General features: G+C 30.7%; 27 protein-coding genes. 13 read left to right on the forward strand and 14 right to left on the reverse strand.

The genetic code is table 11. From position 1 onward, the window contains the following. The first annotated feature begins 40 nt into the window (after positions 1-40). The 12 genes from AC2GW8_RS01970 to AC2GW8_RS02025 all read left to right on the forward strand — a co-directional run bounded on the left by AC2GW8_RS01970 (position 41) and on the right by AC2GW8_RS02025 (position 13,145). Entirely contained in the window at positions 41-2,062 is a 2,022-nt protein-coding gene (locus tag AC2GW8_RS01970; protein ID WP_440881118.1) for a tetratricopeptide repeat-containing sensor histidine kinase, read from the forward strand. Beyond that, positions 2,052-2,735, forward strand: a complete 684-nt coding sequence (locus AC2GW8_RS01975) for a response regulator (protein WP_440881119.1) — start codon at positions 2,052-2,054, stop codon at positions 2,733-2,735. Before AC2GW8_RS01970 ends, AC2GW8_RS01975 begins: the two co-directional genes overlap by 11 nt. A 311-nt stretch (positions 2,736-3,046) precedes the next feature. Continuing rightward, positions 3,047-4,342 carry a tyrosine-type recombinase/integrase gene (locus AC2GW8_RS01980; RefSeq protein ID WP_440881120.1) on the forward strand — a complete coding sequence of 432 codons (1,296 nt, stop codon included), beginning with the start codon at positions 3,047-3,049 and terminating at the stop codon, positions 4,340-4,342. Positions 4,343-5,197: 855 nt separating this feature from the next. Further along, positions 5,198-5,734 carry a hypothetical protein gene (locus AC2GW8_RS01985; protein WP_440881121.1) on the forward strand — a complete coding sequence of 179 codons (537 nt, stop codon included), beginning with the start codon at positions 5,198-5,200 and terminating at the stop codon, positions 5,732-5,734. A 494-nt stretch (positions 5,735-6,228) separates the two neighbouring features. Next, complete coding sequence (locus AC2GW8_RS01990; RefSeq protein WP_440881122.1) at positions 6,229-7,647, forward strand: tetratricopeptide repeat protein; 1,419 nt, start codon at positions 6,229-6,231, stop codon at positions 7,645-7,647. A 5-nt stretch (positions 7,648-7,652) separates the two neighbouring features. Next, complete coding sequence (locus AC2GW8_RS01995; RefSeq protein WP_440881123.1) at positions 7,653-10,202, forward strand: hypothetical protein; 2,550 nt, start codon at positions 7,653-7,655, stop codon at positions 10,200-10,202. Positions 10,203-10,206: 4 nt separating this feature from the next. Then, positions 10,207-10,629 carry a hypothetical protein gene (locus AC2GW8_RS02000; protein ID WP_440881124.1) on the forward strand — a complete coding sequence of 141 codons (423 nt, stop codon included), beginning with the start codon at positions 10,207-10,209 and terminating at the stop codon, positions 10,627-10,629. 51 nt (positions 10,630-10,680) lie between these two features. Continuing rightward, on the forward strand, positions 10,681-11,106 hold the full coding sequence (locus tag AC2GW8_RS02005; protein ID WP_440881125.1) for a hypothetical protein: 426 nt from the start codon (positions 10,681-10,683) through the stop codon (positions 11,104-11,106). 51 nt (positions 11,107-11,157) lie between these two features. Beyond that, entirely contained in the window at positions 11,158-11,433 is a 276-nt protein-coding gene (locus tag AC2GW8_RS02010) for a hypothetical protein (protein WP_440881126.1), read from the forward strand. A 22-nt stretch (positions 11,434-11,455) separates the two neighbouring features. Then, on the forward strand, positions 11,456-11,977 hold the full coding sequence (locus AC2GW8_RS02015) for a hypothetical protein (protein ID WP_440881127.1): 522 nt from the start codon (positions 11,456-11,458) through the stop codon (positions 11,975-11,977). 212 nt (positions 11,978-12,189) lie between these two features. After that, a complete protein-coding gene (locus tag AC2GW8_RS02020; RefSeq protein ID WP_440881128.1) occupies positions 12,190-12,531 on the forward strand; it encodes a hypothetical protein in 342 nt (113 codons plus the stop codon). A gap of 83 nt (positions 12,532-12,614) precedes the next feature. Beyond that, complete coding sequence (locus AC2GW8_RS02025; protein ID WP_440881129.1) at positions 12,615-13,145, forward strand: alpha/beta hydrolase family protein; 531 nt, start codon at positions 12,615-12,617, stop codon at positions 13,143-13,145. Between the two features lie 195 nt (positions 13,146-13,340). On the opposite strand, the gene AC2GW8_RS02030 is transcribed toward AC2GW8_RS02025, so the two are convergent. The 6 genes from AC2GW8_RS02030 to AC2GW8_RS02055 all read right to left on the reverse strand — a co-directional run bounded on the left by AC2GW8_RS02030 (position 13,341) and on the right by AC2GW8_RS02055 (position 17,494). Further along, positions 13,341-13,550, reverse strand: coding sequence for a hypothetical protein (locus tag AC2GW8_RS02030; protein WP_440881130.1), 210 nt, complete (start codon positions 13,548-13,550; stop codon positions 13,341-13,343). Position 13,551: 1 nt separating this feature from the next. Then, positions 13,552-14,103, reverse strand: coding sequence for a hypothetical protein (locus tag AC2GW8_RS02035; RefSeq protein ID WP_440881131.1), 552 nt, complete (start codon positions 14,101-14,103; stop codon positions 13,552-13,554). A 117-nt stretch (positions 14,104-14,220) separates the two neighbouring features. Continuing rightward, positions 14,221-15,456 carry a hypothetical protein gene (locus tag AC2GW8_RS02040; RefSeq protein WP_440881132.1) on the reverse strand — a complete coding sequence of 412 codons (1,236 nt, stop codon included), beginning with the start codon at positions 15,454-15,456 and terminating at the stop codon, positions 14,221-14,223. A gap of 77 nt (positions 15,457-15,533) precedes the next feature. Further along, positions 15,534-16,781 carry an AbiH family protein gene (locus AC2GW8_RS02045; protein WP_440881133.1) on the reverse strand — a complete coding sequence of 416 codons (1,248 nt, stop codon included), beginning with the start codon at positions 16,779-16,781 and terminating at the stop codon, positions 15,534-15,536. Positions 16,782-16,857: 76 nt separating this feature from the next. Continuing rightward, positions 16,858-17,337, reverse strand: a complete 480-nt coding sequence (locus tag AC2GW8_RS02050) for a hypothetical protein (protein WP_440881134.1) — start codon at positions 17,335-17,337, stop codon at positions 16,858-16,860. Beyond that, positions 17,273-17,494 carry a hypothetical protein gene (locus AC2GW8_RS02055; RefSeq protein ID WP_440881135.1) on the reverse strand — a complete coding sequence of 74 codons (222 nt, stop codon included), beginning with the start codon at positions 17,492-17,494 and terminating at the stop codon, positions 17,273-17,275. Before AC2GW8_RS02055 ends, AC2GW8_RS02050 begins: the two co-directional genes overlap by 65 nt. Positions 17,495-17,569: 75 nt before the next feature. Between AC2GW8_RS02055 and AC2GW8_RS02060 the strand changes: the two genes are divergently transcribed. Beyond that, positions 17,570-17,692 carry a hypothetical protein gene (locus tag AC2GW8_RS02060; RefSeq protein ID WP_440881136.1) on the forward strand — a complete coding sequence of 41 codons (123 nt, stop codon included), beginning with the start codon at positions 17,570-17,572 and terminating at the stop codon, positions 17,690-17,692. Between the two features lie 42 nt (positions 17,693-17,734). Here AC2GW8_RS02060 and AC2GW8_RS02065 read toward each other — a convergent pair whose 3' ends face one another. The 8 genes from AC2GW8_RS02065 to AC2GW8_RS02100 form a co-directional block, all read right to left on the reverse strand. After that, on the reverse strand, positions 17,735-18,259 hold the full coding sequence (locus AC2GW8_RS02065) for a hypothetical protein (protein WP_440881137.1): 525 nt from the start codon (positions 18,257-18,259) through the stop codon (positions 17,735-17,737). Between the two features lie 95 nt (positions 18,260-18,354). Next, positions 18,355-18,855: a hypothetical protein gene (locus AC2GW8_RS02070; RefSeq protein ID WP_440881138.1), complete on the reverse strand. Its 501-nt coding sequence runs from the start codon at positions 18,853-18,855 to the stop codon at positions 18,355-18,357. 2 nt (positions 18,856-18,857) lie between these two features. Beyond that, on the reverse strand, positions 18,858-19,442 hold the full coding sequence (locus tag AC2GW8_RS02075) for a hypothetical protein (RefSeq protein ID WP_440881139.1): 585 nt from the start codon (positions 19,440-19,442) through the stop codon (positions 18,858-18,860). 2 nt (positions 19,443-19,444) lie between these two features. Next, entirely contained in the window at positions 19,445-20,755 is a 1,311-nt protein-coding gene (locus AC2GW8_RS02080) for a major capsid protein (protein ID WP_440881140.1), read from the reverse strand. Between the two features lies 1 nt (position 20,756). Beyond that, complete coding sequence (locus AC2GW8_RS02085) at positions 20,757-21,122, reverse strand: hypothetical protein (protein ID WP_440881141.1); 366 nt, start codon at positions 21,120-21,122, stop codon at positions 20,757-20,759. A 14-nt stretch (positions 21,123-21,136) separates the two neighbouring features. Next, on the reverse strand, positions 21,137-21,811 hold the full coding sequence (locus AC2GW8_RS02090) for a hypothetical protein (protein ID WP_440881142.1): 675 nt from the start codon (positions 21,809-21,811) through the stop codon (positions 21,137-21,139). 54 nt (positions 21,812-21,865) lie between these two features. After that, positions 21,866-22,243, reverse strand: coding sequence for a hypothetical protein (locus AC2GW8_RS02095; protein ID WP_440881143.1), 378 nt, complete (start codon positions 22,241-22,243; stop codon positions 21,866-21,868). Beyond that, complete coding sequence (locus AC2GW8_RS02100; RefSeq protein ID WP_440881144.1) at positions 22,206-23,579, reverse strand: phage portal protein; 1,374 nt, start codon at positions 23,577-23,579, stop codon at positions 22,206-22,208. Before AC2GW8_RS02100 ends, AC2GW8_RS02095 begins: the two co-directional genes overlap by 38 nt. Positions 23,580-23,583: the final 4 nt, after the last annotated feature.

Genomic DNA, 23,583 nt, shown 5'->3' on the forward strand with positions numbered 1-23,583 from the left:
TCTTTGGATAAACCAAAGACTTTTTTTTAATTTGCAATCCATGAAAACCGTACCCTTCCGTAAAATTTACCTTTTTATTTTTCTCTACTTAATTCAAACACCTTATTCTTTTGGTCAGAATGAACTGGATAGTATTGAGCAGTGTATTCAAAAAGCTAGAAATAGAAAACTAGCTTTAAACATCCGTAAAAAAAATCTTAACAAAGCCTATCTATTCTCTCAAAAACTATCCAATGACTCTATTAAAGCAGATAAACTTTTAAGTATTGCCTACGGATATTATATTTATAAAGATTCTACTCTATTTTTAAAAATCAACAAAGAAGCAACAGCTATAATAAATACGACAAATAGCAGCTATTTAAAAGGACATTTGCATTGGAGCTATGCTTATTATAACAATAGACAATCCTTATTAATAAAGGCCTACCAACACTACGATGCCGCGTACACTCATTTTGAAAAAATTAAAGAAAAAAACAACATGGGAATTATGCTACAAGGAAAGGCTGAAATAAAAGGCAAATACAAAGATTACGCAGGTAGTGAAAAATTAGCTGTTAAAGCCATTAAAATTTTTAAAGAAATAAACAATAGTTACAAATTATATGTTCTTTATAACTACTTGGGGCTATTACAACGAGGAATGAAAGAATACGATAAGGCAATAGAGTACTTTCATAAAGCCATAGCCTATTATCCTAAATTAACGAAAGAAATTCAACAAAAAAAGTATGTAGAGGTATACAACAATATTGCTAATGCGTATTTTGAAAAAAAAGCATACCACAAAGCATTGGCCTTCTATAATAAGGAACTTACCAATAAAAATTTACGAAAAGACCAGTATGCCCGCATTATTCATAACAGAGCATATTGTAAATTAAAAATGAAAGATACCGTTGGGATTCTAAAAGATTTTAAAAAAGCCTTAGCTATTCGAGCAAAAGCAAATAATAAAGCTGGAATTGTATATAGTAAAAAACACTTATCTGACTTCTATCTATATCGAAAAGACTCGGTAAAAGCCTTGCAATTGGCACGGGAAGCCAATGCACTAGCCAAAGAAATAAAAAATGGACGGGATTATTTAACCTCTTTGAGGCAATTATCAGTTTTAGACCCTACCCATGCTAAAAAATATTTAGATCGCTACATTGCCTTTAACGATAGTTTGGTAATGAATGAGCGTCGTATGCGTAATAAATTTACCCGTATTGAATTAGAAACCGATGAATACATAGAAGAAACAGAACGTTTAACAGAGCAACGTATCTGGATAATTGTTACAAGTGTTAGCGGGTTACTAATACTAAGTTTGCTCTACTTTTTGCGGGTGCAAAAGGTACAAACAGAAAAGCTGCGGATTGATGCAGAGCACCAAAAAGCAAATGAAGAAGTATATGTGCTTACCTTACAGCAACAAGCCAGGGTTGAAGAAGAACGTATTAAAGAACGAAATAGAATTTCAGAAGAGCTACACGATGGCATTTTAGGAAAATTATTTGGTACCCGTTTTGGGTTAGGATTTTTACCTTTAGAAGGCGATACTGAAACCTTAGAAAAACATCAACATTTATTAGAAGAGCTTCAAAACATTGAAAAAGAAATCAGAGAAGTATCACATAAATTAAGTGATAATTTTAACGACACCGACATTAATTTTACCTCTATCATTAAGCAATTATTAGCAGATAAAAGTATTATTGGTAACTTTACCCACCAAGTTTATTTTGCTAAAAATATTTCATGGAAAAGTATTGATGCGGTAACCAAGGCTAATGTGTACAGAATCATACAAGAAGCCTTACAAAATATTATAAAGCATTCAAAAGCTTCTATGGTTGATATAAGTTTTAAGCGAGATAAAAACCAAGTCTTCATTATAATTAAAGACAATGGAATTGGATTTGATGTGAAAAAGGGTAAAAAAGGAATTGGTATAAAAAATATAAAATCAAGAATTGAAAAATTAAAAGGAAACTTAAGTATCAAATCAGAAATTAACGTAGGTACAACCCTACATATAAAAATCCCTTGTTTCAAAAAAGATGGACAATAAAAAACTTACTGCTTTAATAATAGACGACCATCCGTTAATATCAGAAGCTTATAAAAGTGCCTTTACATTTTTAGAAAATCAAAACAACAGTTTCGCTTTTACTATTCATGTAAAACACAATTGTGATGATGCGTATTCTTTTATCCAACATTGTGTCGCCATGCAACAAAATATTGATATTATTTTTCTAGACATGCGCCTGCCTCCATCAGCGGATGGCAAGATAGTATCTGGTGAAGATTTAGGTATAAAAATTAATGAACAGATCCCAAATGCTAAAATTATTGTTTCTACTACGTTTAATGATAACTACAGGGTTCACAGTATCCTAAGAAGCTTAGATCCAGACGGTTTTTTAGTTAAAAATGATATTACTCCCAAAGAATTAGTTACGGCTATTGAAGAAGTTTTAATAGCCCCTCCTTATTACAGTAAAACAGTAATGAAATTAATTCGTAATGAGGTGTCTAATGAATTTACGTTAGATGATATTGACCGAAAAATATTATATGAACTATCAATTGGAAACCGGATGAAAAAATTACCCGATGTTATCCCGCTTTCCTTTGCTGGTATTCAAAAGAGAAAAAGACATTTAGCTAAAATATTTGAAATTGACAGTAATGATGATCGTGAATTAATTTTAGTTGCAAGAGATAAAGGTTTCTTATAAGAATATACAACGGACAGTGTTTAAGTACGCTGTCCGTTTTTATATTTTGTAAAAATATTGCTAAAAGTTGTATCCTATAAAAACTTAGAAAACGCTATTTATAGTGCTACTATCATTTATAGTAAAGTCATTTTCTTTCTATTTTCTAGAATCAAGTAATACCTTACAATAAAGCGCTTAAAACTAATGTAATCTTTATTTTACTGAGTGATATTTGCTGTATTTAAGTAGTATAATGAATGAAATTTGACACCTATTGTGACACCTATATATATAATTAATTTATTTTTGCTTTATTAAAATTGACCACTATGAGTTTCATCTTAAAAAGTAATAAAGCTGAAAAACCTACATTGATTTATTTCAAATATTTTATATCAAAAAAAGAGGGAAGATTTGTTTATTCTACTAAACAAAAAATACTACCCGAAAATTGGGATAAAGAAACTCAAATGCCATTAATCAAAAGGGGACGTTCAGACTTAAGCTTAATAAAAAGAAACTTGAATAAATATTCTGATTTCTTTGAAAAGACTATATCTAATTTTGATTTAAATAATACTTCTATTACCAAAGAAAATTTAAAAAAAGCTTTCGTTAAAGAATTTGATAAAGAAAAAGCTACTAAGGCTTTTATCTACTTTTCTGATTATGCTACTGACCTCGTTGAAAGAATGCCTAATATGATAAACAGAAAAACTAAAACCAAGTTTAGCAAAAATAATATTACTAATTATTTTGTCACAACACAAAAAATAAGTGAATTTGAAAAATACAGGAATAAAAGAATCAGATTGGATCAAATTTCTAGAGAACTGTATAATGAGTGTGTTTATTACTTCAAAGAGGTAAAAAAGTACTCCATAAATTATGCTGGACTGACAATTAGAATTTTTAAATCTATTTTGAATAAAGCACATGAAGAAAGATACCCCGTAAATAAAGAAGAACTTTCATATTTTACTGGTTTACAAGAAAGTGTTGATACTATTGCATTAAATGAAGAAGAACTATCCAAAATATTAAATCTAGACTTATCTAAAGACAAGTCTTTACAAAATATAAGAGACCTTTTTATTATTGGTGCATGGACAGGGCTTCGCGCAGGAGACTTTTTAAGCTTACCTGAAATTAATATAGCTGATAGGTTTATTGAAAGAAAGCTAGAGAAGACAAAAAACAATACAGGAAAGACAGTAATGATTCCAATTCATCCACATATTAAACAAATTATTAAAAAAAGAGGGATGCCTAAAAGTGTAAATAAAACTCTTTTCAATGAGAAAATTAAAATAATTTGTAAGAGGGTTGGGTTGACCGAAGAATTGAATGGAAAAATAATAAAAAGTTTTTCAAATGAAGTGACTGGCCAAAAGCATAAGAGGAAAGTTGACGGTACTTATCCTAAATACCTTTTTGTTAGTTCGCATACGTGTCGTAGGTCTTTTGCTACAAACCTATACAAAATGAAATTCCCGCATGTTTCCATAATGCAAATTACTGGCCATAAAACAGAGTCAAGTTTTTTAAAATACATAAAAGTTACGCCTTCTGAACATGCTGAAATGCTTGAAAGCTTCTGGAATAATTACTATCAAAAAGATTAAGTTTAGCGGTCATTATTTCTTTTGCAATATTAATTATTTCATGGTTTCTATTTTTCTAACAATAATTACGACTTACCGCACCAAAAATAGCGGTAAACCGCAAACGTGATTTTTAAGAAAATTCTGTGAGTTTATTATAGAAAACACCGAGTAAAAAATCTTTTAATTTACTAAATTCGCAGTAGCGATTTTACTATTGACATTGCTCTTCCATAAAAAGAAGAAGATATTTTAAAAGCCTATAATTTGCTAAAAGCTAACGGGCAGATAAAAGAAAAAGTCAATAGGTGGCACTACTGACTTTTATTCGTTAATTAGGCTTAACTTACGTTAGCATTTTGAGCGATGAAATTAGAAACCATTAAAATCGCTACTACTTTTTTGGGTTTTATTACAGCTGTACTAAAGCTTATAATTACCTTAAAAAGCAAAAAAAAATAACTTTTATAGTTGTCCACTCTTCGGAGTGGTTTTTTTTTGTCTTTACATTACAAATATACAACTTATTTTAATAAAAAACCCGCTCACAAAAGGAGCGGGAAAATTGCTATGAAAAAGAATCTCAAAACGTCTTTTGAGACACAACAAAGCTACTCTATTTTTTCGTAAAAAAATGCAAATAAACATCAAAAAAATATTTTTTTCATCAATTTCTGAACTAAGTAATTCTATATAAATATTTTGAAAAAAATAAATTATTTTTTCAATAAAACCTCCTGTAAACACTAGCCATATTGTGTTTTTTTACATAATTTAGCCACCGAAAAAAAGAATAAAAAATAATGCTATGGAAAAGAACTCGCTCCTCTTTTCCCAGGTATTGTTTTGCGTTTTTTTAAAATCAATGTAATACTTATGAATACAGTAAAAAGAAAAATTATTTCGGCTATATGCCTTTTGAGTATTTTCAGTAATGGTTACTCACGACAGCGAATCGATATTGATTGCCTTTGTTACTTTGAAGATAACGAATATCATGAAAAAAATCACCAGAAAGTAACTCACCATCTAACTCCTTGTTTAAATGCAAAGTTTGCCCCTACTCCTTTGATTTTAGAACAAGCTGAAGATATTTCAAGTTTCTTCATCTACCCCAACCCTTTTCGTTTAGAACAAGGTATCAAAATTCATTATCAGTTAAATAGCCCACAGGTAACCTCTATATATATTCGACGATGTCTCTTCGACCCCCTACGATCACCGAAAGGAGTAATTATAAAACCAGAAAGTACTGAAAATGAAGGAAAATACACCTATACTTTCACAAAAGAAAACTTTGAAGAATACGGCTTAATAACCCCCATTCCACGAAGTAGACAACAATATTTTTACGAGATAATATTAACTGCAGGTGATAAAAATTACATAAAAAAAATCATGCGAAAACCTTAAAAGTTGAAAATAATGAAAAAAATATTTTATTTATTACTTGTATTAGGGCTTATAATTCCCTTAAAAAGCAAAAAAAAATAACTTTTATAGTTGTCCACTCTTCGGAGTGGTTTTTTTTGTCTTTACATTACAAATATACAACTTATTTTAATAAAAAACCCGCTCACAAAAGGAGCGGGAAAATTGCTATGAAAAAGAATCTCAAAACGTCTTTTGAGACACAACAAAGCTACTCTATTTCTTCATAAAAAAATGCAACTAAATATCAAAAAAATATTTTTTTTATCAGTTTCTGAACTAAGTAATTCTATATAAATAGTTTGAATTTTAAAAAATGATTTTAAGCTAAAAAAGACGGTAAACACTGGGTTTATCACATTTTTTTTACATAGTTTCGCCGCCGAAAAAAAGAATAAAAAATAATGCTATGGAAAAGAACTCGCTCCTCTTTTCCCAGGTATTGTTTTGCGTTTTTTTAAAATCAATGTAATACTATGAATACAGTAAAAAGAAAAATTATTTTGGTTATCTGCCTTATCAATATTCTAAGCAGTAGCCATGCACAACAACTAATCGATTGTCATTTTAACATTAGTAAAGCTCTAAATTATTTTGAAGGCGATGAATATCATGAAGTAAACCATCAAAAAGCAACGCGCTACCTTACCCCTTGTTTAACAGCAAAGCACCCACATGCGCAAATAATTATGGCTACTATCCTATTAGAGGAAGAACAAACCTCTTCCGACAAGAAAGCTTTTAAACTATTAAAAAGTGCTGCTAATGCTGAGGATCATATTGCAATGAATGATTTAGCAGATCTCTACAAATATGGTATTGGATGTAAACTCAGTTTTAATAAAGCCCGAAAATGGTATCTAAAAGCCTATAAACACGGCAATAAAGAAGCGGCATATGGCTTAGGATATTTACACCTAAAAGGAATGGGAAGTAGTCAGCAAAACTATAAAAAGGCTATATATTGGTTTCGTAAAAGTAACCATCCTATGGCGCGTTACTGGCTAGGTGTGTGCTACTATTATGGCTATGGCGTTCCTAAAAACAGAACAATAGCTAATGAATATTTCAGCACAGAATTGGATTATCAGAATCCTCAAAAACCAGCCTCAGATCGTATCGAACAGCAAGAACTCCTGCTACAGCAATTCAAACAACAGCAAAGTATCCAAACAATACAGGAGAAAATAATCGAAGATCAACAATTACTAGGAAATTGGGAAGGTTCTCTTTTTGTAATGGATTGGTCTGATAATCAAATTGAACAAGAAATCCCTATTAAAATTAACTTTACAAAAAACGAAGACCTATTGCAAAGTACCTGGGAAATCAATAATAACTCTCATCAAAATGACTTTACCAGAATAGACAACACCTTGTTTTATGATGATTTCTTTGCCTCTATTGCTCACACATCCTTTAAAAAAGAAATTCCTTCAACATTGGTACATCAAATTACCGAAACAACCTTTTCTATTCAAAAAAAGGACGCCCAAACATATTTAACAGCCAATATAAAAAGTATTATAAACCAATGGAATGAAAAAGGAGCTCCCATAAGGTTGTTACTAACAAAAAAGGCAACTACAAAAAAGCAACCAAAACAAGAATCACTTGCCCCTATGGCATTAGAACAATCGCAAAACTTTTTGCAGTTGTACCCCAACCCTTTTGAAAAGGATCTTACCATTAGTTATGAGTTAAACCGCCCACAGTACACCACCTTGTTTCTTGAAGGATCTTTTATTGAAAAACAAATGATAAAACCTACAGGTTTACAAAATGAAGGTAGCTATACCTACACTTTTAAAGGAGAAAATTTACAAGTAGGAACCTACATACTCACCTTGATTACAGACGATAAAAAACACACTAAAATTGTTATAAAAAATTAAAAACGATGAAAAAAATATTTTATTTATTACTTGTATTAGGGCTTATAATTCCCTTGCAAGCGCAAAGACAAAGCCGAAGTGCTGGACACCTAAAAAACGGTGAGTATAAAGCTAGAAGAACAGCAGTTCGAAATCCAAATTTTCCAGACACCCGAAATGTTGAAGGACTTGACAATATAAGTTTCAATTACAGTTCTAGCCTTCAAACTATAGCCAATAATGAACACCTCATTCAAATGGCGGCCAAACGTAAATTACGACGATGGCTAGAACATCAAAAGAACAATAGAATTAAACCTGAAATAGAAGGAGTACTAGGCAAAAGATTTAGCAACTTTAACGATGCCAAAAACACCTTATTTAATTTTACAGAAAAGAAAAACCTTAACACGTTAATTTCAAAAACAAGAAATCGGTATTCTGGTGAAAACAAAAGAAACCATACCACCCAAAACAACCTGCTAAAGGAGTTAAAAATTCTTCAACACAGAGAAAATGAACTCAAAGGGGGCAATAGAAACAATCCTTTATATGCTGATAGAAGAGTCAATAATATTCCCGTACAAAGAATTGTATCGATACCCCAATTATCTAGAATTCGACAGGAGCTAATTAAAAAAGTTGAACCTGCCATAGCTAAGTATCACGTAAGTAATCTCGTTAATAAAAAACTAAACAGCCTTAACAGTGAAGATCATACCCGTATCTTAAATAGTGCTGTAGGGCAGAAACACCAATATTACAATCATCTCAATGATTGGTCAAAATTAGATTATATACAGTCTCTTATATTTAAAATAAAAGATAGTAGAAGGATCGGACCATACTTATCGCGCACCAATTCAAAATTTCAGCATGAAATGCTTAGTGTTGCGCAAATTCAGCAATATGCAGAGCAACACAGAGAAGGAGGGTTTTCTGTTTTTGATTCTAGATCTTATAGCCTTTATATGTATAATATAAGAGATTTAAATAACAAATGGATTAGTAAGAAAAACAGAGAGCTTGCAAACATATTGAGTAAGACTGCTATTGGTGCAACTTCCGAAGTCGATTATTTAATAAATACCTACCGTATCAAACAGCCTGACAGAATTCAATGGTTAAACGAAAATTACCGCTCAAACGTATTTCGTGATATGGTAGCCAAAACAAAATCGTTGATAACTCCTCAAACCATTGCAAATACCAATACTGTTTTTAATAATCATATTAAAACAGCTCTTTATGCTGGGGGTAAAACAACCAATTGGCTAAACCGCGGTAATGTAACTAACGAACTACACCGACAGTTTTTTTACACCAATGCACATGCCAGTAGGGAACTTGATAAACTTATGTTTTTTAATGACCCTGTAAGACAAACAACTATAATTATGTCTGAAAAAAATGCTACAGACTATTTAAAAAAGATACTGGCACCGTTAGACCGTAGAAATAGTTGGAGTGTTGCTGAGGCTCAACAATGGGCTCTTGGACAAATTGAACTAGACAATATACTTACACGTATTACAGTAAAGTGGCAACCCGCTACAGGAAGAATTAACGGAAAAGTAGGACAAGAATACACACACCGTTACAGTGATGGAAACACTACGTATTATAAAATGACTGACGGGGCTGTGGTTATTAATAGCGATAACACCCTTGTATTAAACAAAAACAATCAGTTAGTTAGAAAATTAAGAAGTGAAGCTGGAGGTAAATCTTGGTACATTAAACCCAACGGAGCTCAACACTGGTCTAACTACCTTATTCTAGGTCCTTCTAGCACAAAAGAAGAACTAGAAGTACTGTTTGAATTAGGTACTACAGCCCTAGCTAAGTTTATTGGAAGTGTTATCATCCCTGTGGAAGATGTTAAAGTTCTAATTGACGGGAAAGACTTTGATGGACAAACCGCTTCACGTTGGTTGGCCGCAGGATTACTAGTTGTTGAAGTAGTTCCAGGAGGTAAATTAGTAAAAGTTATAGTGAAAGCAACCAGAACAAAAAAATCTTGGAAAATTGCAACTAAAATAGGAGATAAAGTTTATATTAGACTGGTTAATGGAGGTAAGACGATATTTAAAACATTTTCTAAACCTATAGAGTTTGGTGGAGATATTATAAAAAACGCCAACAAAAAACTAAATATTTTGGGTAGGGCTTATCCGAAAAATGGCTCTATAGGTACAAAAGATCTGTATGATGAACTAATATCCATAGGTGTGCCTAAAAGTGAATTGACAGGGTTGTTTCAACAAATACCTTCAGAGTTTAAAACACTTCCTGTTTTAGGAAAAAACGGACAGCAGTCTAAATATTGGTTTACTTATAACAAGCCTCATATAGATAATATTATTGCCAATGGAGGTGAGATTAGGTTTATTCAAGACCCTAGGCTACCAATAAATAAACACAATTTAGTTTCAGAAATGCCTAACACCCCATTTAAGCAACAGTGTATTGATGAAGGAATAACTAAATTGAAGACTTTTATGAGGCAAGAGTATGAATATTTACTAGATATGGGATATGTATTACAAGAAAATGGACTTATGATAAAACCTTAAGCATATGAATATAGATTATGATTTATTTCAAATAGATATAGATAAGACAATAACTCCGCTTATGGATGAATATGGTTTTATAGAGAAAAAAGGAGCTAATACATTTGAAAAACTCTACCAAAATGGTATTTGGATGATTGAAATATCAATGACTAAATTATTTCCATATGTATCGGTTTCTTATACTTTTTTTGATTCAGAAACCAACCAAGCATGTAAAAATGAAATAATCGAGAAGATACTGGGAATAAAGAAAGAAGATCTATTATCTCATTATAAAGATTTTAAAAGTAGGATTGGATTTGAGAGTTACTACAAAGAAATGATGTATGTCTGCGAGTCTTTAGAAAAATTTTACAAACCTATCCTTACAGGGGAATTCACTTGTGAAGATTATAAAAAGTTTGAGACTTTAGAGGAAAAATAGTAAATAAATCTAAACCTCTTTCAAATGGTTTAATGGTCAAACAATAATAAAATGATAGATGATATAGGATATGACACCTTTTTTAAGGATTGTGATGAAGTATTTAAAGATTTTTTAGCAGGTTATGGGTTTGAAGATATAGGAGGAGATGAAGAAGATTATGAAAAATTCTACAAAAGCAAGTTTTGGATATTAGAAATTAATATGCTTTGTAATTTTCCTTGGATAGGTGTATCTTGTAATTTTCTTGGTTTATCAAAAGAATACACAAAACCTAATTTAATAGATAACTATATTAAAAAGACTGTTAGTGTAGAGTCTTTTACAAATCCTTTTGAATCTAGAATTAATAAAAATGATTACAAAGGTGAAATGCTCTACGAACGTGAAAATTTAGAAAAATTTTACAAACCTATCCTTACAGGAGAATTCACTTATGAAGATTATAAAAAGTTTGAGACTTTAGAGGAAAAATAGTAAATAAATCTAAACCTCTTTCAAATGGTTTAATGGTCAAACAATAATAAAATGATAGATGATATAGGATATGACACCTTTTTTAAGGATTGTGATGAAGTATTTAAAGATTTTTTAGCAGGTTATGGATTTGAAGATATAGGAGGAGATGAAGAAGATTATGAAAAATTCTACAAAAGCAAGTTTTGGATATTAGAAATTAATATGCTTTGTAATTTTCCTCACATAGGAGTGTTGCTAATGATTATAATAAGGCTTGGGATCATTTTTTTGATAATTTTCCAAAAGCAACCTATCAACAAATTAAGAAATTTAGTGACTCATTAATGGAAATACATGGTTTTTAAAAATGAACAAATTTTATTACTTCACGATAGAAAGAAAAAAGGACGAGGCTATCATTGAGTCTATAGAAGAATATGACATCATAAAATTAAAGAGAGGCAATTTTACACCCAATGAACCTTTTCAATTAAAACAGTCAGAGGGGAAGGTATTTTATGATATTGTTGGGTATCAAGATACTGCTAATTTTGCTATTTCTGAAAAGCTACACACTTTATTAAAAAAAAATAATATTAGTGGATGGGATAGCTATCAAATAGAAATTGAAGGTCAAACTAAAAGGTATTATGGCTTTCAGGTGACTGGAAGATGTGGTGAGCTTGACATGCCAAAAGAGGCAGGATTTTATACTGGATATAAATTTGATTTTGATACTTGGGATAAATCAGATTTTTTTTCTCCAAATCAAACTACACTACTTTTTTGTACTGAAAAGGTTAGAAAACTTTTAAAAGAGAATAAAATAACTAATACAGAAATAGAAGATATCAATGCTGTTAAAACGTATTCAATCGGTAGTTCATAATATAAAGATATCAGAACTTAATCAATAATCAGAAAATTTAGAATTAGAAATATATTGTAATGAAAGCTCGAAACTATTTAATTATGAATCTTTCTTAAATACTTTGATTCAAGCAAAGAAAAAGTAAATGAACAGAATCAATTATAATATATACTATTAAAGCCATCCAGTAGGATGGCTTTTAAAACGTTAAAAAAATTTGGCTGGACACCATGATAACAATAGATAAAATAAAAGAAGGTTTTTTGTCAGAGGCAATTGAACACGGTAAGGCAATTGCTATTGGAGATAATAAAAAAGCTAATAAACTGCATAAAAAGTTGCATAACTTATATAGCAAAGCAAAGAAGCAAAATGTCGTAAACGTATTTGAGGAATTTTTAAATGAAGATGACGAAAATGTAAGGTTTTGGGCAGCTACTTTCTCCCTTAGTTCTTCTCCTGAATTAGCAGAAAAATCTCTTGCGAAGTTGACAGAGTTGAGTAGTATTACAGGTTTATCTGCTAAAACAACTCTTCATCTCTGGAAAGAAGGGAAATTAAATTTACTTTAAGAAAGTTGCTGTTTAACAAAAGGTACGAGAGAAAATAAAACATCAAACAATTGGTATAATCTTGCAAGTCCTCTGTATTAATTATGAAAACATTTAAAGAGTTAAGAAATCAGGAGGTAAAGAAGTTGTTTCTTCTTGTTTGGCCTCCATTAGGCGAAGAAAAAGAATTAGATATTGATATATCTTTTGGGTTTGTTTTTCCTCAAAATCCAGACCGTCTATGTGTCATTACTACTGATAAAGAAAATATGTGGACTCCTTGTCTGCGTTTTGAAGAGACACCTACAAAAGTACATTCTTGGTCATCTTTTGAATCCAGAATGAATGCTTGGATGAAGTCAGAATGTGAAAGTGATTTAGAGACGGAATATTATGAAGTAACAGACGTTCAAGAGTTCAGTAATATAATTGCTTCCAAAATACAATCCATTGAATTTATTGGATTAAAAAATAATCCTGAACCCTTCGGAGTAAAGGTTATATTTGATAATGATTACATTCTTTCAACTCCAATATCAGATGGGAATACGGTTGAAACCTCTCAATTTAATAGGAACGATAACCTTTTAAATTTTGAACACATGGGAACTTTAGATATTAAATCCTCTGAATAGTTAAACTGATAAAAATAGATATTAGAAAGCCAAACTTAATAGTTTGGCTTTTTTTGTAACACTAATTTTCTAGCCAACGATACAGCCTTTTTTTCCTACTATCAGATAATGAAGATATATCAACACAATCGTTTTCATTAATTGGCTTTGGTATGCACTCTGGAGAAAGAACAACACTCAAATCTTGAGGCTTTTTTATTTTACGTTAAATACTTTTTCAAGCCTAGCAAACTCCAATGTTTGCCTTTTAATCAATTGGTAGTTTTCAGTCATTTTGGATAAAGTTCCGTTTAACTCTTCTCCTGCTTTTATTCCTGGTTCTAAACTTTTAGCCCACTTCTGAGCAAATTGATAAGCACTTTGCTCAACAAAACTTTCTTCTGATAATTTATTAACCTTTGACATACTATTTTACTTTGTTTTTTACTTGTTTTTCAAGTGCTAAATATTCTAATAATGTGATTTTATTGGCTTCCTTAAACCCTAAACCAAGGATGGTTAAATAACCTAATAGCACATCTTCAAAAGTGGTTTTAGATGTATTGTTATCTTTCTTTTTTTCAAGCAAGGAATTCTGCTTTTCTATTTTTAGCTTTATCATATCTGATAAAGATTCAATCTTCTTTAGATCGTCAAAAAAATTCTGCTCCGTTAATTGATAACCAACAGACCGTAGATAACGCTCCAACTCGTGATCTCTCTCTATTTTTAATAAGCAAATGATTCTTTTAATACAAAGCAATCGACTTTCTAAACTGTTTATTTTTTTGTCTAAATCAAGTTGACTATCTCTTGCTTTACCTTGTACGTTTTTCTGATAGTAAAAGAGTATAGACTCCCAAACCTTTTGTAAATCCTCTTTTTTAACACTATTATCATCACTTAGTAATGTATAATCTCCTGTGTTATCTATTTTAAAAAATAGCTTGGCTGGTATCGTCTCAATCGTGTATATCAAACCACAAACTTTTAATATTAATTCCTTAAATCTTGGACATAAAAAAACACCTTGAAAAAGGTGTCTTGTGGTAAGTGTGTTTTTTTGTATTCGCCTAAATGACAAAAACTAGAACTATTATTTCTTAAGAAGTGGTTCAATCATTTTAACCATTTTTTCTAACATATTAAGAGAAACGCCTTCTTTATTTTTGTTACATGAATCAAATAGAAAATTACTTCCATTTCCAAAATATTTCTCAGCTAATGTTTTCTTAATCGAAAGTTTTTCTGTTTCATTTAAAGATTCTATAAATGGATCTAAAGCTGTTAATTCAAGTTCAGCATTACGATTAAACACTTCCAACTTTCTATGCTTATTTGATTCTCGAATAGAATAAGAGACAGGATAAGAAAGAATAGCTACTCCAAGTAATCTGATTAATGATTTTGTCCAATCTATATTATTAGACGTCAAAATAATATAAGCGACAATAAAACTAGACAAAGACATGATAATTATTGCTAGACATCTAAAATTATTAGCAATTTTTCTGTGTCTATCAGCCTCATTTTTATAGTTCCCTGTTACAGAGTCATTTGCCAAAAGACCAACAATTTGTTTCGCCTTTTCATATTCTCCTTGTATATCTTTAACATAAATTAAGGCATCATGTTCAATTCCTTCTTTTAGCTCATTGGCATTATATTTTGTTTTTTCAAAAAATTCAGTGAAACGCTTTTCTTCATTCTTTTTAATCTCTGAAAAGACAGTATCTCCCTTTTTATCTAATATCAACTTAAATTCCCCTAATCTAAAGTTGACTTCATTTACTTCTTTTTCTTTCTGTTCCAGATTCTTTTCTAAATTAGAAATAGTTTCTTGAGCTTCTAAAATTTTCTTCTCAAGATGATCCACTTCTTTTAATGATTTTTCATTTTTTTTCTCAAATACCTTCAATATATCTTGACAAGATTTTTCAGTATCTGAGGTAATTTTTTGAAAATCCAAATTACCTTCATTTAAAGAAATAGGTAAATTTCCAAGATTTTTTAAAACACCAATTAAACGTTCTTTAATGCCACTAATATCCTGTTTAATTAGATATTCACTTGAACTACTAGCTAATTTCATCAAATCAGTTTTAATTCTTCCAAGCTGGTATGAAACTTTTTCTAAAATCCAATTACTTAAAATACCGTCATCTATTTTAAGACTCAAATTCCTTTTCATTTCAGGAATTACTTTTTCAAGGAAATTCTTATTTTCATCATTAAGATATTTTTGTATCGAAAGTATTGCTTTAGAACACCCCTCAAGTTTATTTTTGATTTCATTTATTTTATCATCTAAAGAATTTTTTGAGTTGATCATAGTATTCGTTTATCTATTTAAAAAAATAAATTATCAAATTTTATAACTATAATAAAAACGGGTTTCCATAAATAATTTTAATAAGCAACAATTTCTTTATCCTTTATTACTTCATTTAAACTTTTTCTATAATTATTTGTATCTATCCGAATGAACTCCAAGGCTTTCTCTTGTTTTAATGAAACAATTTCTTCCTCTCCTCTTATGCTTATTAGGTTTATAATAAGGTTTGCTTTTGATGATTCGCTATGATAAAAAATAGTTATTTTATTTGTTCCATTATATTTACTATCGTTTTCAAGTTTTCTTTTTAAATAATCAAAAACTGCATCTATATAATATTTATCAGAAGTATCTAAAGAATGTCCAAAAAAATAAAAATTTGAAGTTTGATCAAAAACTGAAAGAAATTTTATATCACATTCATGATATAGCTTTTGATATCCTTTAGTAAAAGGAATGTAATAACGGTCATCTAATTTACTATCAGGAACTTTATTAGTTCCAAGAACTATTTGAACAGTTTCAGATTCTGCTTGACCATGTAGAAATTCTGTTCGTAAATTTTTATTGTAAAACTTCTCGAAAGTTGGTGTGTAATTAAAAGTAAAATGATAATCTATTTTTTCGAATAACTCTATTTCAAATTCGTTTTTCAAATTATTGTATAACGGAAAAACAAATATTTCAAAATAAAGCTTAAATATTTCTCTAAAATCATTAAGCTCGTTGAATAAATCATTGAATATTTTTTCAAAATCAACACCAATATAACCACCTCCTCTTTGTATCAAATATTTTTTAGGAATTACATCCTCCATAAGAGCAACTGGCTTGCTTCTATGACCTATAATAACTTTAAATAATCTTAAAGCGGTAATTGAATCTTGTCTAACTTCATTTTCTTTTTCAAGACAAAGACCACTTGGATAATTAAAGACTGAAAAAGAAGATACTCCCATTTTTTTTTCTATGTGATATACTCTATATAGTTCATCATTAATAAGTCTTAAAACATAATCGATTCTATTTTCAAAATCGACCCAAGTATTAATTTTAAGCTCATTCGAAAAAAAATTATACCATAGGTTTTTATCTAACTTTTCCCTTAATAGTTCTATTTTTTTATCATCGAAATCAAAAGATTTATATGTGTTTTTTATTTTTTTAGACTTCTCTTTACAGTTTTCATAAACATTTTCAAAACTTATCTTATTCTCTTTTTTTGATACAAAATTTAGGATTTCAATTACATCATAATATAAAGTTGGCAAACCATGATATACATCAAAACCATTTCCTGTAATTAATACTTTTTTCGTCATGAATTCTTTTAATGTTCAAAAATAAAAAATATCATTATTATTACTTACCACAATTATGTCAAAGAACTTTTTATTTCTAGCCTTTACTAGACAATATTTTTTCTAAATAATACCCTTTCATGTAAGGGATAAATTTTTCATTAATCACTTGATTTAAATCTTTATCTGAGAGCCCAAGAATATCCTTTGTTAATAGGTTTCTCAGTACCTTATCTGTCTTGGGGTCGGATGCTTCAAAAACAAGGCTAAATGATTCTACAGATGCCGAAATACTTTTTAAAAAATCTCCTGTGTCCTCTAGGTCGTATGGGTCCCCCTCGTATTTGATCTTATTGCCTCTTCCTAAAAGTGAATTATTAAAAGAAATGTATTCAGTAGCCTTTGAATAAAAACCTAAAGGGTTACCGAATACATCTTTGCTTTCTTTGTTTAATTGTTCTTTATTGAATTCAGCTATGTAAGCTTCAAGCCCTCTTATGAAGTTAAAAAAATCACTTCTTACCTTTTGAGGTGTTAGGCTTTGTGCTTTTTGTTGAAGTTGCCTTAATGCTTCCATTTGGTACCGCTATTTTATAAGCTTCCTTTAACTTTTCCAACCTTACATCTGATGGGATGGCTTTGAAAATGTGACACTTTTCATATTGCTCAGTAAATTCTTGGAAACTGCAACATAACCCCTCTGGGAACTTAATCCCTTCATAACTCTTTGTCATAATTAGTTAGCTGGTGTTGTAATATTACCTACTCCTTCAACAAATAATTCAGTCAAATCAACAACGCCATCGATAGTGAATTTTGCTCCTTCTGGAATAACTCCTGTTATTTCATATTCATTATCTGGACTAACAGGGTTGTTTCCTAATCCTCCAACAACAGCTCCCCTACTATCATGTAAAACGAACTTATCATAAGGTATTTGTGAGATATAGCTACCTGTTGATGTGTTTTTAACCTTAAATTTTTATGTTACTTGTTGTAACCTCCAATGGCTCTAGTTCTACATCATAAATTCCTTCTAAATCAGACGGCTCACCCTCGGTAGTTAAAATAGAGTGTGTACTATTTTCATACTTAATTAAAACATCCACAAAAGGAACATCACTGTCCGTTGCTTGATTTCTGTTTCCTATTAAGAAAGATGTCATTTTTCTTCCTCTAATGTTCCCTTTGTCATCAATATCACATAACACTTCATCTAAGTCTGTTATTTCATAGATTCTTGTGTAATTGGAGTTTTTGTAACTTAAAAAAGATTCATAAGTTGTATTAGAGATATCAAAACGGTATTTAGCACCTCCTACAGCTTTTTTTAATTCATTACTTGAATAACGACCTTCTTTTATCTGAGCTTCGGTGTTATTGGATTCTAAACCTTCTATATTTGGAAAAGGAACTATACCCTTTAGCTTAATTTGATCTTTCCATTTTAAGATGTTTTTAAAATCTTCGGGCTTAAAAAACTGATTCTCTGTTGCCAAGATGATCGTTTTTACAGGAGCTTCTAATCGTTGTTTTTTTCCTCCTATGTTTTTTATCGTAGTGGTACTACCACCTATTTCGTTTCTTACCTTTTTTAATAAATTCCTTGATATTTCATTGTTCCGTTAAATCTTAAATAACAGTGTGGATGTATTTCGTTTTTACTTACTTTAAATTGTTTCAATACATCTTTACCTTTTATGATTTGAGTTAAATCAAAATACTTGCATTGCTCTATAATTGCGTAGATATCTGTTTTAACTTCTTCATCATTCCTTCCCTTAAAATCGGGGGTTAAATCATCTAAATTCAAAAGGATTATTAAACTTACAGGAGTGGTGAGCCTTGAACTGCTTTTCTTTGTTAATCCGTCCTCTAAAAAGAAAAAGCTTCCCGTTAGTCTATCATCAAAAAGAACGTCTTTATATTCTCCATTTTCAGCATAGTACTGTGGAACTTCTCGCCCATTCTTTTCATTTAAGTAAACTCGACCATAACCTTTGATAGATTCACTTTTGAAATAACTGTATAGCTTAGTTTGTAGTTTTTGGATTAAAACGTCTAAGCCTTTGGGGTTTTCTCTCAATAATAGCATTTCTAAAAATCAATAAATTCAACTTTTGGTTGCTCGTTCTTTTTCGGGAAAAGCACGTTTTTTACCGCTTCAATTGATTTTTGGTAAATAAAGTCTACACCTACAGATAATACTTTTCCTTTATCGTTTTTTGATCCGACTAGTTCTACTTTTAAATGAGGATAGGAGTCTTTTAAACTCCTTTCATTACCATTCTGCCTAACAGATGTCATCATTCCCTGAATCACTTGTATGGACATATAGTGCTTTAAAGATGTATCGAAAATACTTTGATTTGCTTCTATTAAAGAATCATAATTCTTTGTGTTATCAATAGAGGTGTTTAAATCAAAAACATCTTCTAATACCTTGTCTACACAAGCTTTGTTTAACCTTTTTAAATAGATATTAAAATCCTCCTTGCTTATTTTACTGTTTGGTTGTGTGCTATGAATATTTTCAATAGTTACCAACTTATGAGCGTCTTGATAAGCCTTATCATTTTCTCCTGCTGTAATTTCAGGATTCAGAATAGTGGCATACTCACCAAGCGGAGCATGCCATTTTATTCTTCTACTTAATATGTCGGGGGATTTATCACTGTACATTTTTAAATGCCTAAAGCTGTTTTTAATTTAGCTTCTTCTTGGTTTGATAATTGGTTAATTCTCTCAATAAGCTTTTCATCAGCTATTGAAATATTTGTTTTCTTAACACCTTCAATCTTATTAAACTCACCAATAACTAAAGCTTTTTCAAGCTCTTGACTCCAAATAGTAATTTTAGAATCCGTTGAAGATCCGGATGCTATTTTTTCATTGTCTGAATCGTCTAACTTTTGAGCTTCAATTGTATTAATGTAAAACAACGATTCTACATTTTGTAAAACAGGAATGACCATCGCTTGTCCAGCAGTCATTTCACTAACAGGGTCTGTAGTACCTGATTTACTTAATAAGATATAACTATTAGGTTCAGCATAATTAACTCCTTCTTGTTTAAACTCTGCTTCTACAACGGTACCATAAACTAATGAACCTACTTTTGTTCCTGTTGACAAGACAACCATGTCCTCTGACCATCCTTCTGAAACTATTGACTTACCATCTTTTTGATGAACAAATGAGCGATCTACTATTTTAAGATCTAACTTTAATCGCTTTTTTAACACAGAACTTAATTGACCTTCGTCTAAGTCAGGAACATTAGAACCTGTGAAATTTAAACTAAAAGCAAACTGTTTTTTAATTTGAATATTAGTCATTAAATATTCGGCAGTTATACTATTCATCCAAATAGTATTGGGATACTCTCCCTTTGCTTTTGCAACTTTTAGAACCCTCTTAATATCATTAATAGGGCTCGATTTCTCATCGTTCCATGTTTTTACAACACCTAGTTGATTGGATTTTGGAATGTTATAATTTATTCTAATAGATGTTCCCGTATTCTCTTCATCTGGAATCTCTGTGACTCCTGAGGAAAACCCTATCAAATGAATTTGCTCTATACGTTCTTTTATACCATAAATACAAGATTCGGTGTCATTAAAAATCTTTTTAACCAATTCTTTAATCCTAGATTGTCCAGTACGAAATAAAATAAGCAAAGTATTCATTTGCTTTTCATTTAAAACATACTTTAAACCTAGTTTTGGAATATCGCCTTTTGCGGTGCTCAATGATGGACGCGATTTTAATGGTAACGGAGAGTCCATAGAGACCACATCTGCTGTTATTCTAGTGAAATTACCACTTATAGAGGAATACGTCATATCTGCAGAATATTCCTCATCTAACATCTGATCGTGTAGATATTTAGGCTCGTCTTTAGAACCGTTTATCTTACTATAAAAATATTTTGCTGTAGCACTAAAATACTTCCCTATTAAATCTTTGAAAATTGATACTCTTGTTCCCATATTAATCTACTTGATTATGAATACCTATTGAAGCTAATTTTACTAATGAAGCATCATTAAAAGGATACTTCAAGGTATTGTTATTGATTACTCCTAAAGTCATTACACCTGTACTAGGTTTTAAAGTTCTTGTTGTAGACCTTACAACTCCAACTAATAAATCACTTTTAGTTCCATTAATCGGTTGTGGTTTATATACTCCCGCCTCTTTTATTACACCATGACCTGCATAAATGTAATTGTCAGAAAATCCAGTTACGTCCAAAACCGCACCGCCTTCTTTACCATGAATGTACTTTTTTATTGCAACGCTATCGTTTGCACTTTCAAAAGATTCACTTGTTGTACTTAAATTTAACTTACTCATTTGCTTTAATTTTATTAGCCATTAAAGATTTCCTCTAATTCTTCATCGGTTACCTTACCATCATGACTGCTTCCATCTGGCAAGCCCCTTCCTACTCTTTCACCAATAAGCTCTTGATAAGTTTCTTGATGCTCTGCCTCTAAAGACTTCACTTGTTCTTCAATAGAAGTACCTCCTTCAATAATTCTTGAAGCCCACTTAGTCTTTAAATTCCCTGGTAATGTTGAACTGGATAGGGCTTTGGTAACTTTATCTTTGAATTCAGTTTTTTTATTACCGCTTTCAATATTGTAAATCCTTTGTTCGAGAGACTTTGCCCATTCTGGTGTATCATCATTTTTTCCTGAGTCTGATTTATTTTCCTCCTCTATTGATTTACCACCTGTCTTTTTTAGTACAGTTTCTAATCTCTTAGAAATACCCTTAGTCACTTTTCTATCATGTTCGCTTTGCAATGTTTTTGATAACTCTAGAACTTTATCAAACCCATTTTCTTGAACATAACTTTCAAAAGCTTCTGATTTTAATATTTCCCCAAAATCTAAGGTAGGTTCTTCATTATTTTGAGTTTGTTTCAATTGCGTGATAACACCCTCTATTTGATCTTCCGAAGTAATGTTTATTACATCGGCTAAACCCTGATTTAATCCTGCTTTCTTTAGTGCTTTTTTGAGTCTCTCTTTTAGCATAAAACGTTTATTAAATATTTACGCTAAAATTAAATCTAACAGCAGAGTTTTTGCCTATTTGCGTGCTTCTTGTGCCGTAGCTTCACCAGATAATGCCTTTTGAACAGTTCTTTTTGTTGTGAAGGTTAATTCAGACAGGTCTACATATACTTTTTTGGTATTTCCAACCTCTGATTTGCTTTTATTAAAATACCACTCAATAAATAACTTCCGTTTAGCTAAGAGCCTTTTGTTTCTCTGCATCTTTTCTAAGTATTCATTTAACTTTTTCTCCTTCAAATAGATTTCAAAATCATCATGATATTTAAGTATATCCTCAAATTCGCTAAATACCTGCTCTATTGATTTTTTTGAATCGTATTCTTTTAAGTATTCTTTTGCTGATTCTTCTAAGCTAGACTTTTTGTACTTCTTTTTTAGGTTCTTGTTCATTTCTCATTAGTTCAATTTCTTCTTTCGAATTCTCAACCATAGGGTTATGTGCCGATGCAGTTTCTTGACTAAGAATTGGCTTACCTCCTGTTGCTTGACTTAATATTTCGATGGTTTCTTTAAGGTTCTCTGGTAAAATACTGGTGAACTTAATATCAATCCTTAGTTCTTTTAAGCTACCTTCTAACTTTGGCTTAATTATTTTTGATAGTCCTACCTTTAGTAAATTGATAATTCTACTAATTACTACTTGATAATCACCTTCGCTTTCTTTTGCCTTTAGTATTGGTCCCAAAAACATAAGCTTTAATGCTATTCCTGATATATTACCAATTCCTTTGACATTATCAAATGATAAATCTGGTGTGTCGGATAATCCATAAATCAACCCTTTACCTGTCTCAAATTCTAGCTTTAATGCTTCTGGAGCTCTATCCCAACTAATAACATCCAAATCAGCCTCGATGATATTTCCTCTATCTGTTTCAATAATATCTAGTTTAACCATTTTGCCTGAACTATCCTTTTTAGGTATTGAACTAACAGCTCCTTTTGCTTTATACATTGGCGATGAGAAATATCCATTGGTGTCAACAAACTTCGAAAATGAGTTCTCAAACATATCAATCAACCCTTGTACTTCCCACCATTCCGGATTCTCCTGAGAAAGATAAACCACAGGTATTTTTTTAAATAAATTAGCTTTGGGATAACCTTCCTCTGGCAACCAATCTTTTGATTGCTTCTTATAAATATATTGGTCAGAATCTGTCCATATGTATAAGTAGAAAACGTCTTTATTATCTTCCTTAACAACATACTCCCATGCAAAAGCAGTCATATCTCCAAAAGCATCAAAAATTGGATATACCTTTCCGTTCTTATTTTTTAATAACCTCGCTTTTATTCTTGGTTCAGAATCATCTTCCTTTTTGACAGGAAAAAAAACAATCGTAGCTTCGGTTTCACTTTTAACTGTCTTGCAAAAATCCAACAATAACGAATCTAATCTTAAGTCATGCCATAAATCTGAAATGGATTCGAATGCCTCATTTATTTCATTATTAGATTCCTTATCAACTAATTTAACTGGGCTACCAAGTAGAAAAGTTGAAGCTGTTTTTACGATTTGTCTTTGAAATGGAATTGGAACTTTTGATACTCTATTAATGGTGCCATCTTTCATTATTTTATCTTCACGATTGCCTACCTGAGTATCTCTTACCTTACGATCGTTATTAAACTCCTTTGCACTATCACTCACTCCTTCTTTTGCGCTTAGAAGGTTATAAGCTTTTTCAATTTGATTTGATTGTAATAATTCTAAGAAATTCATTGTT

It is taken from the genome of Tenacibaculum profundi (assembly GCF_057162725.1).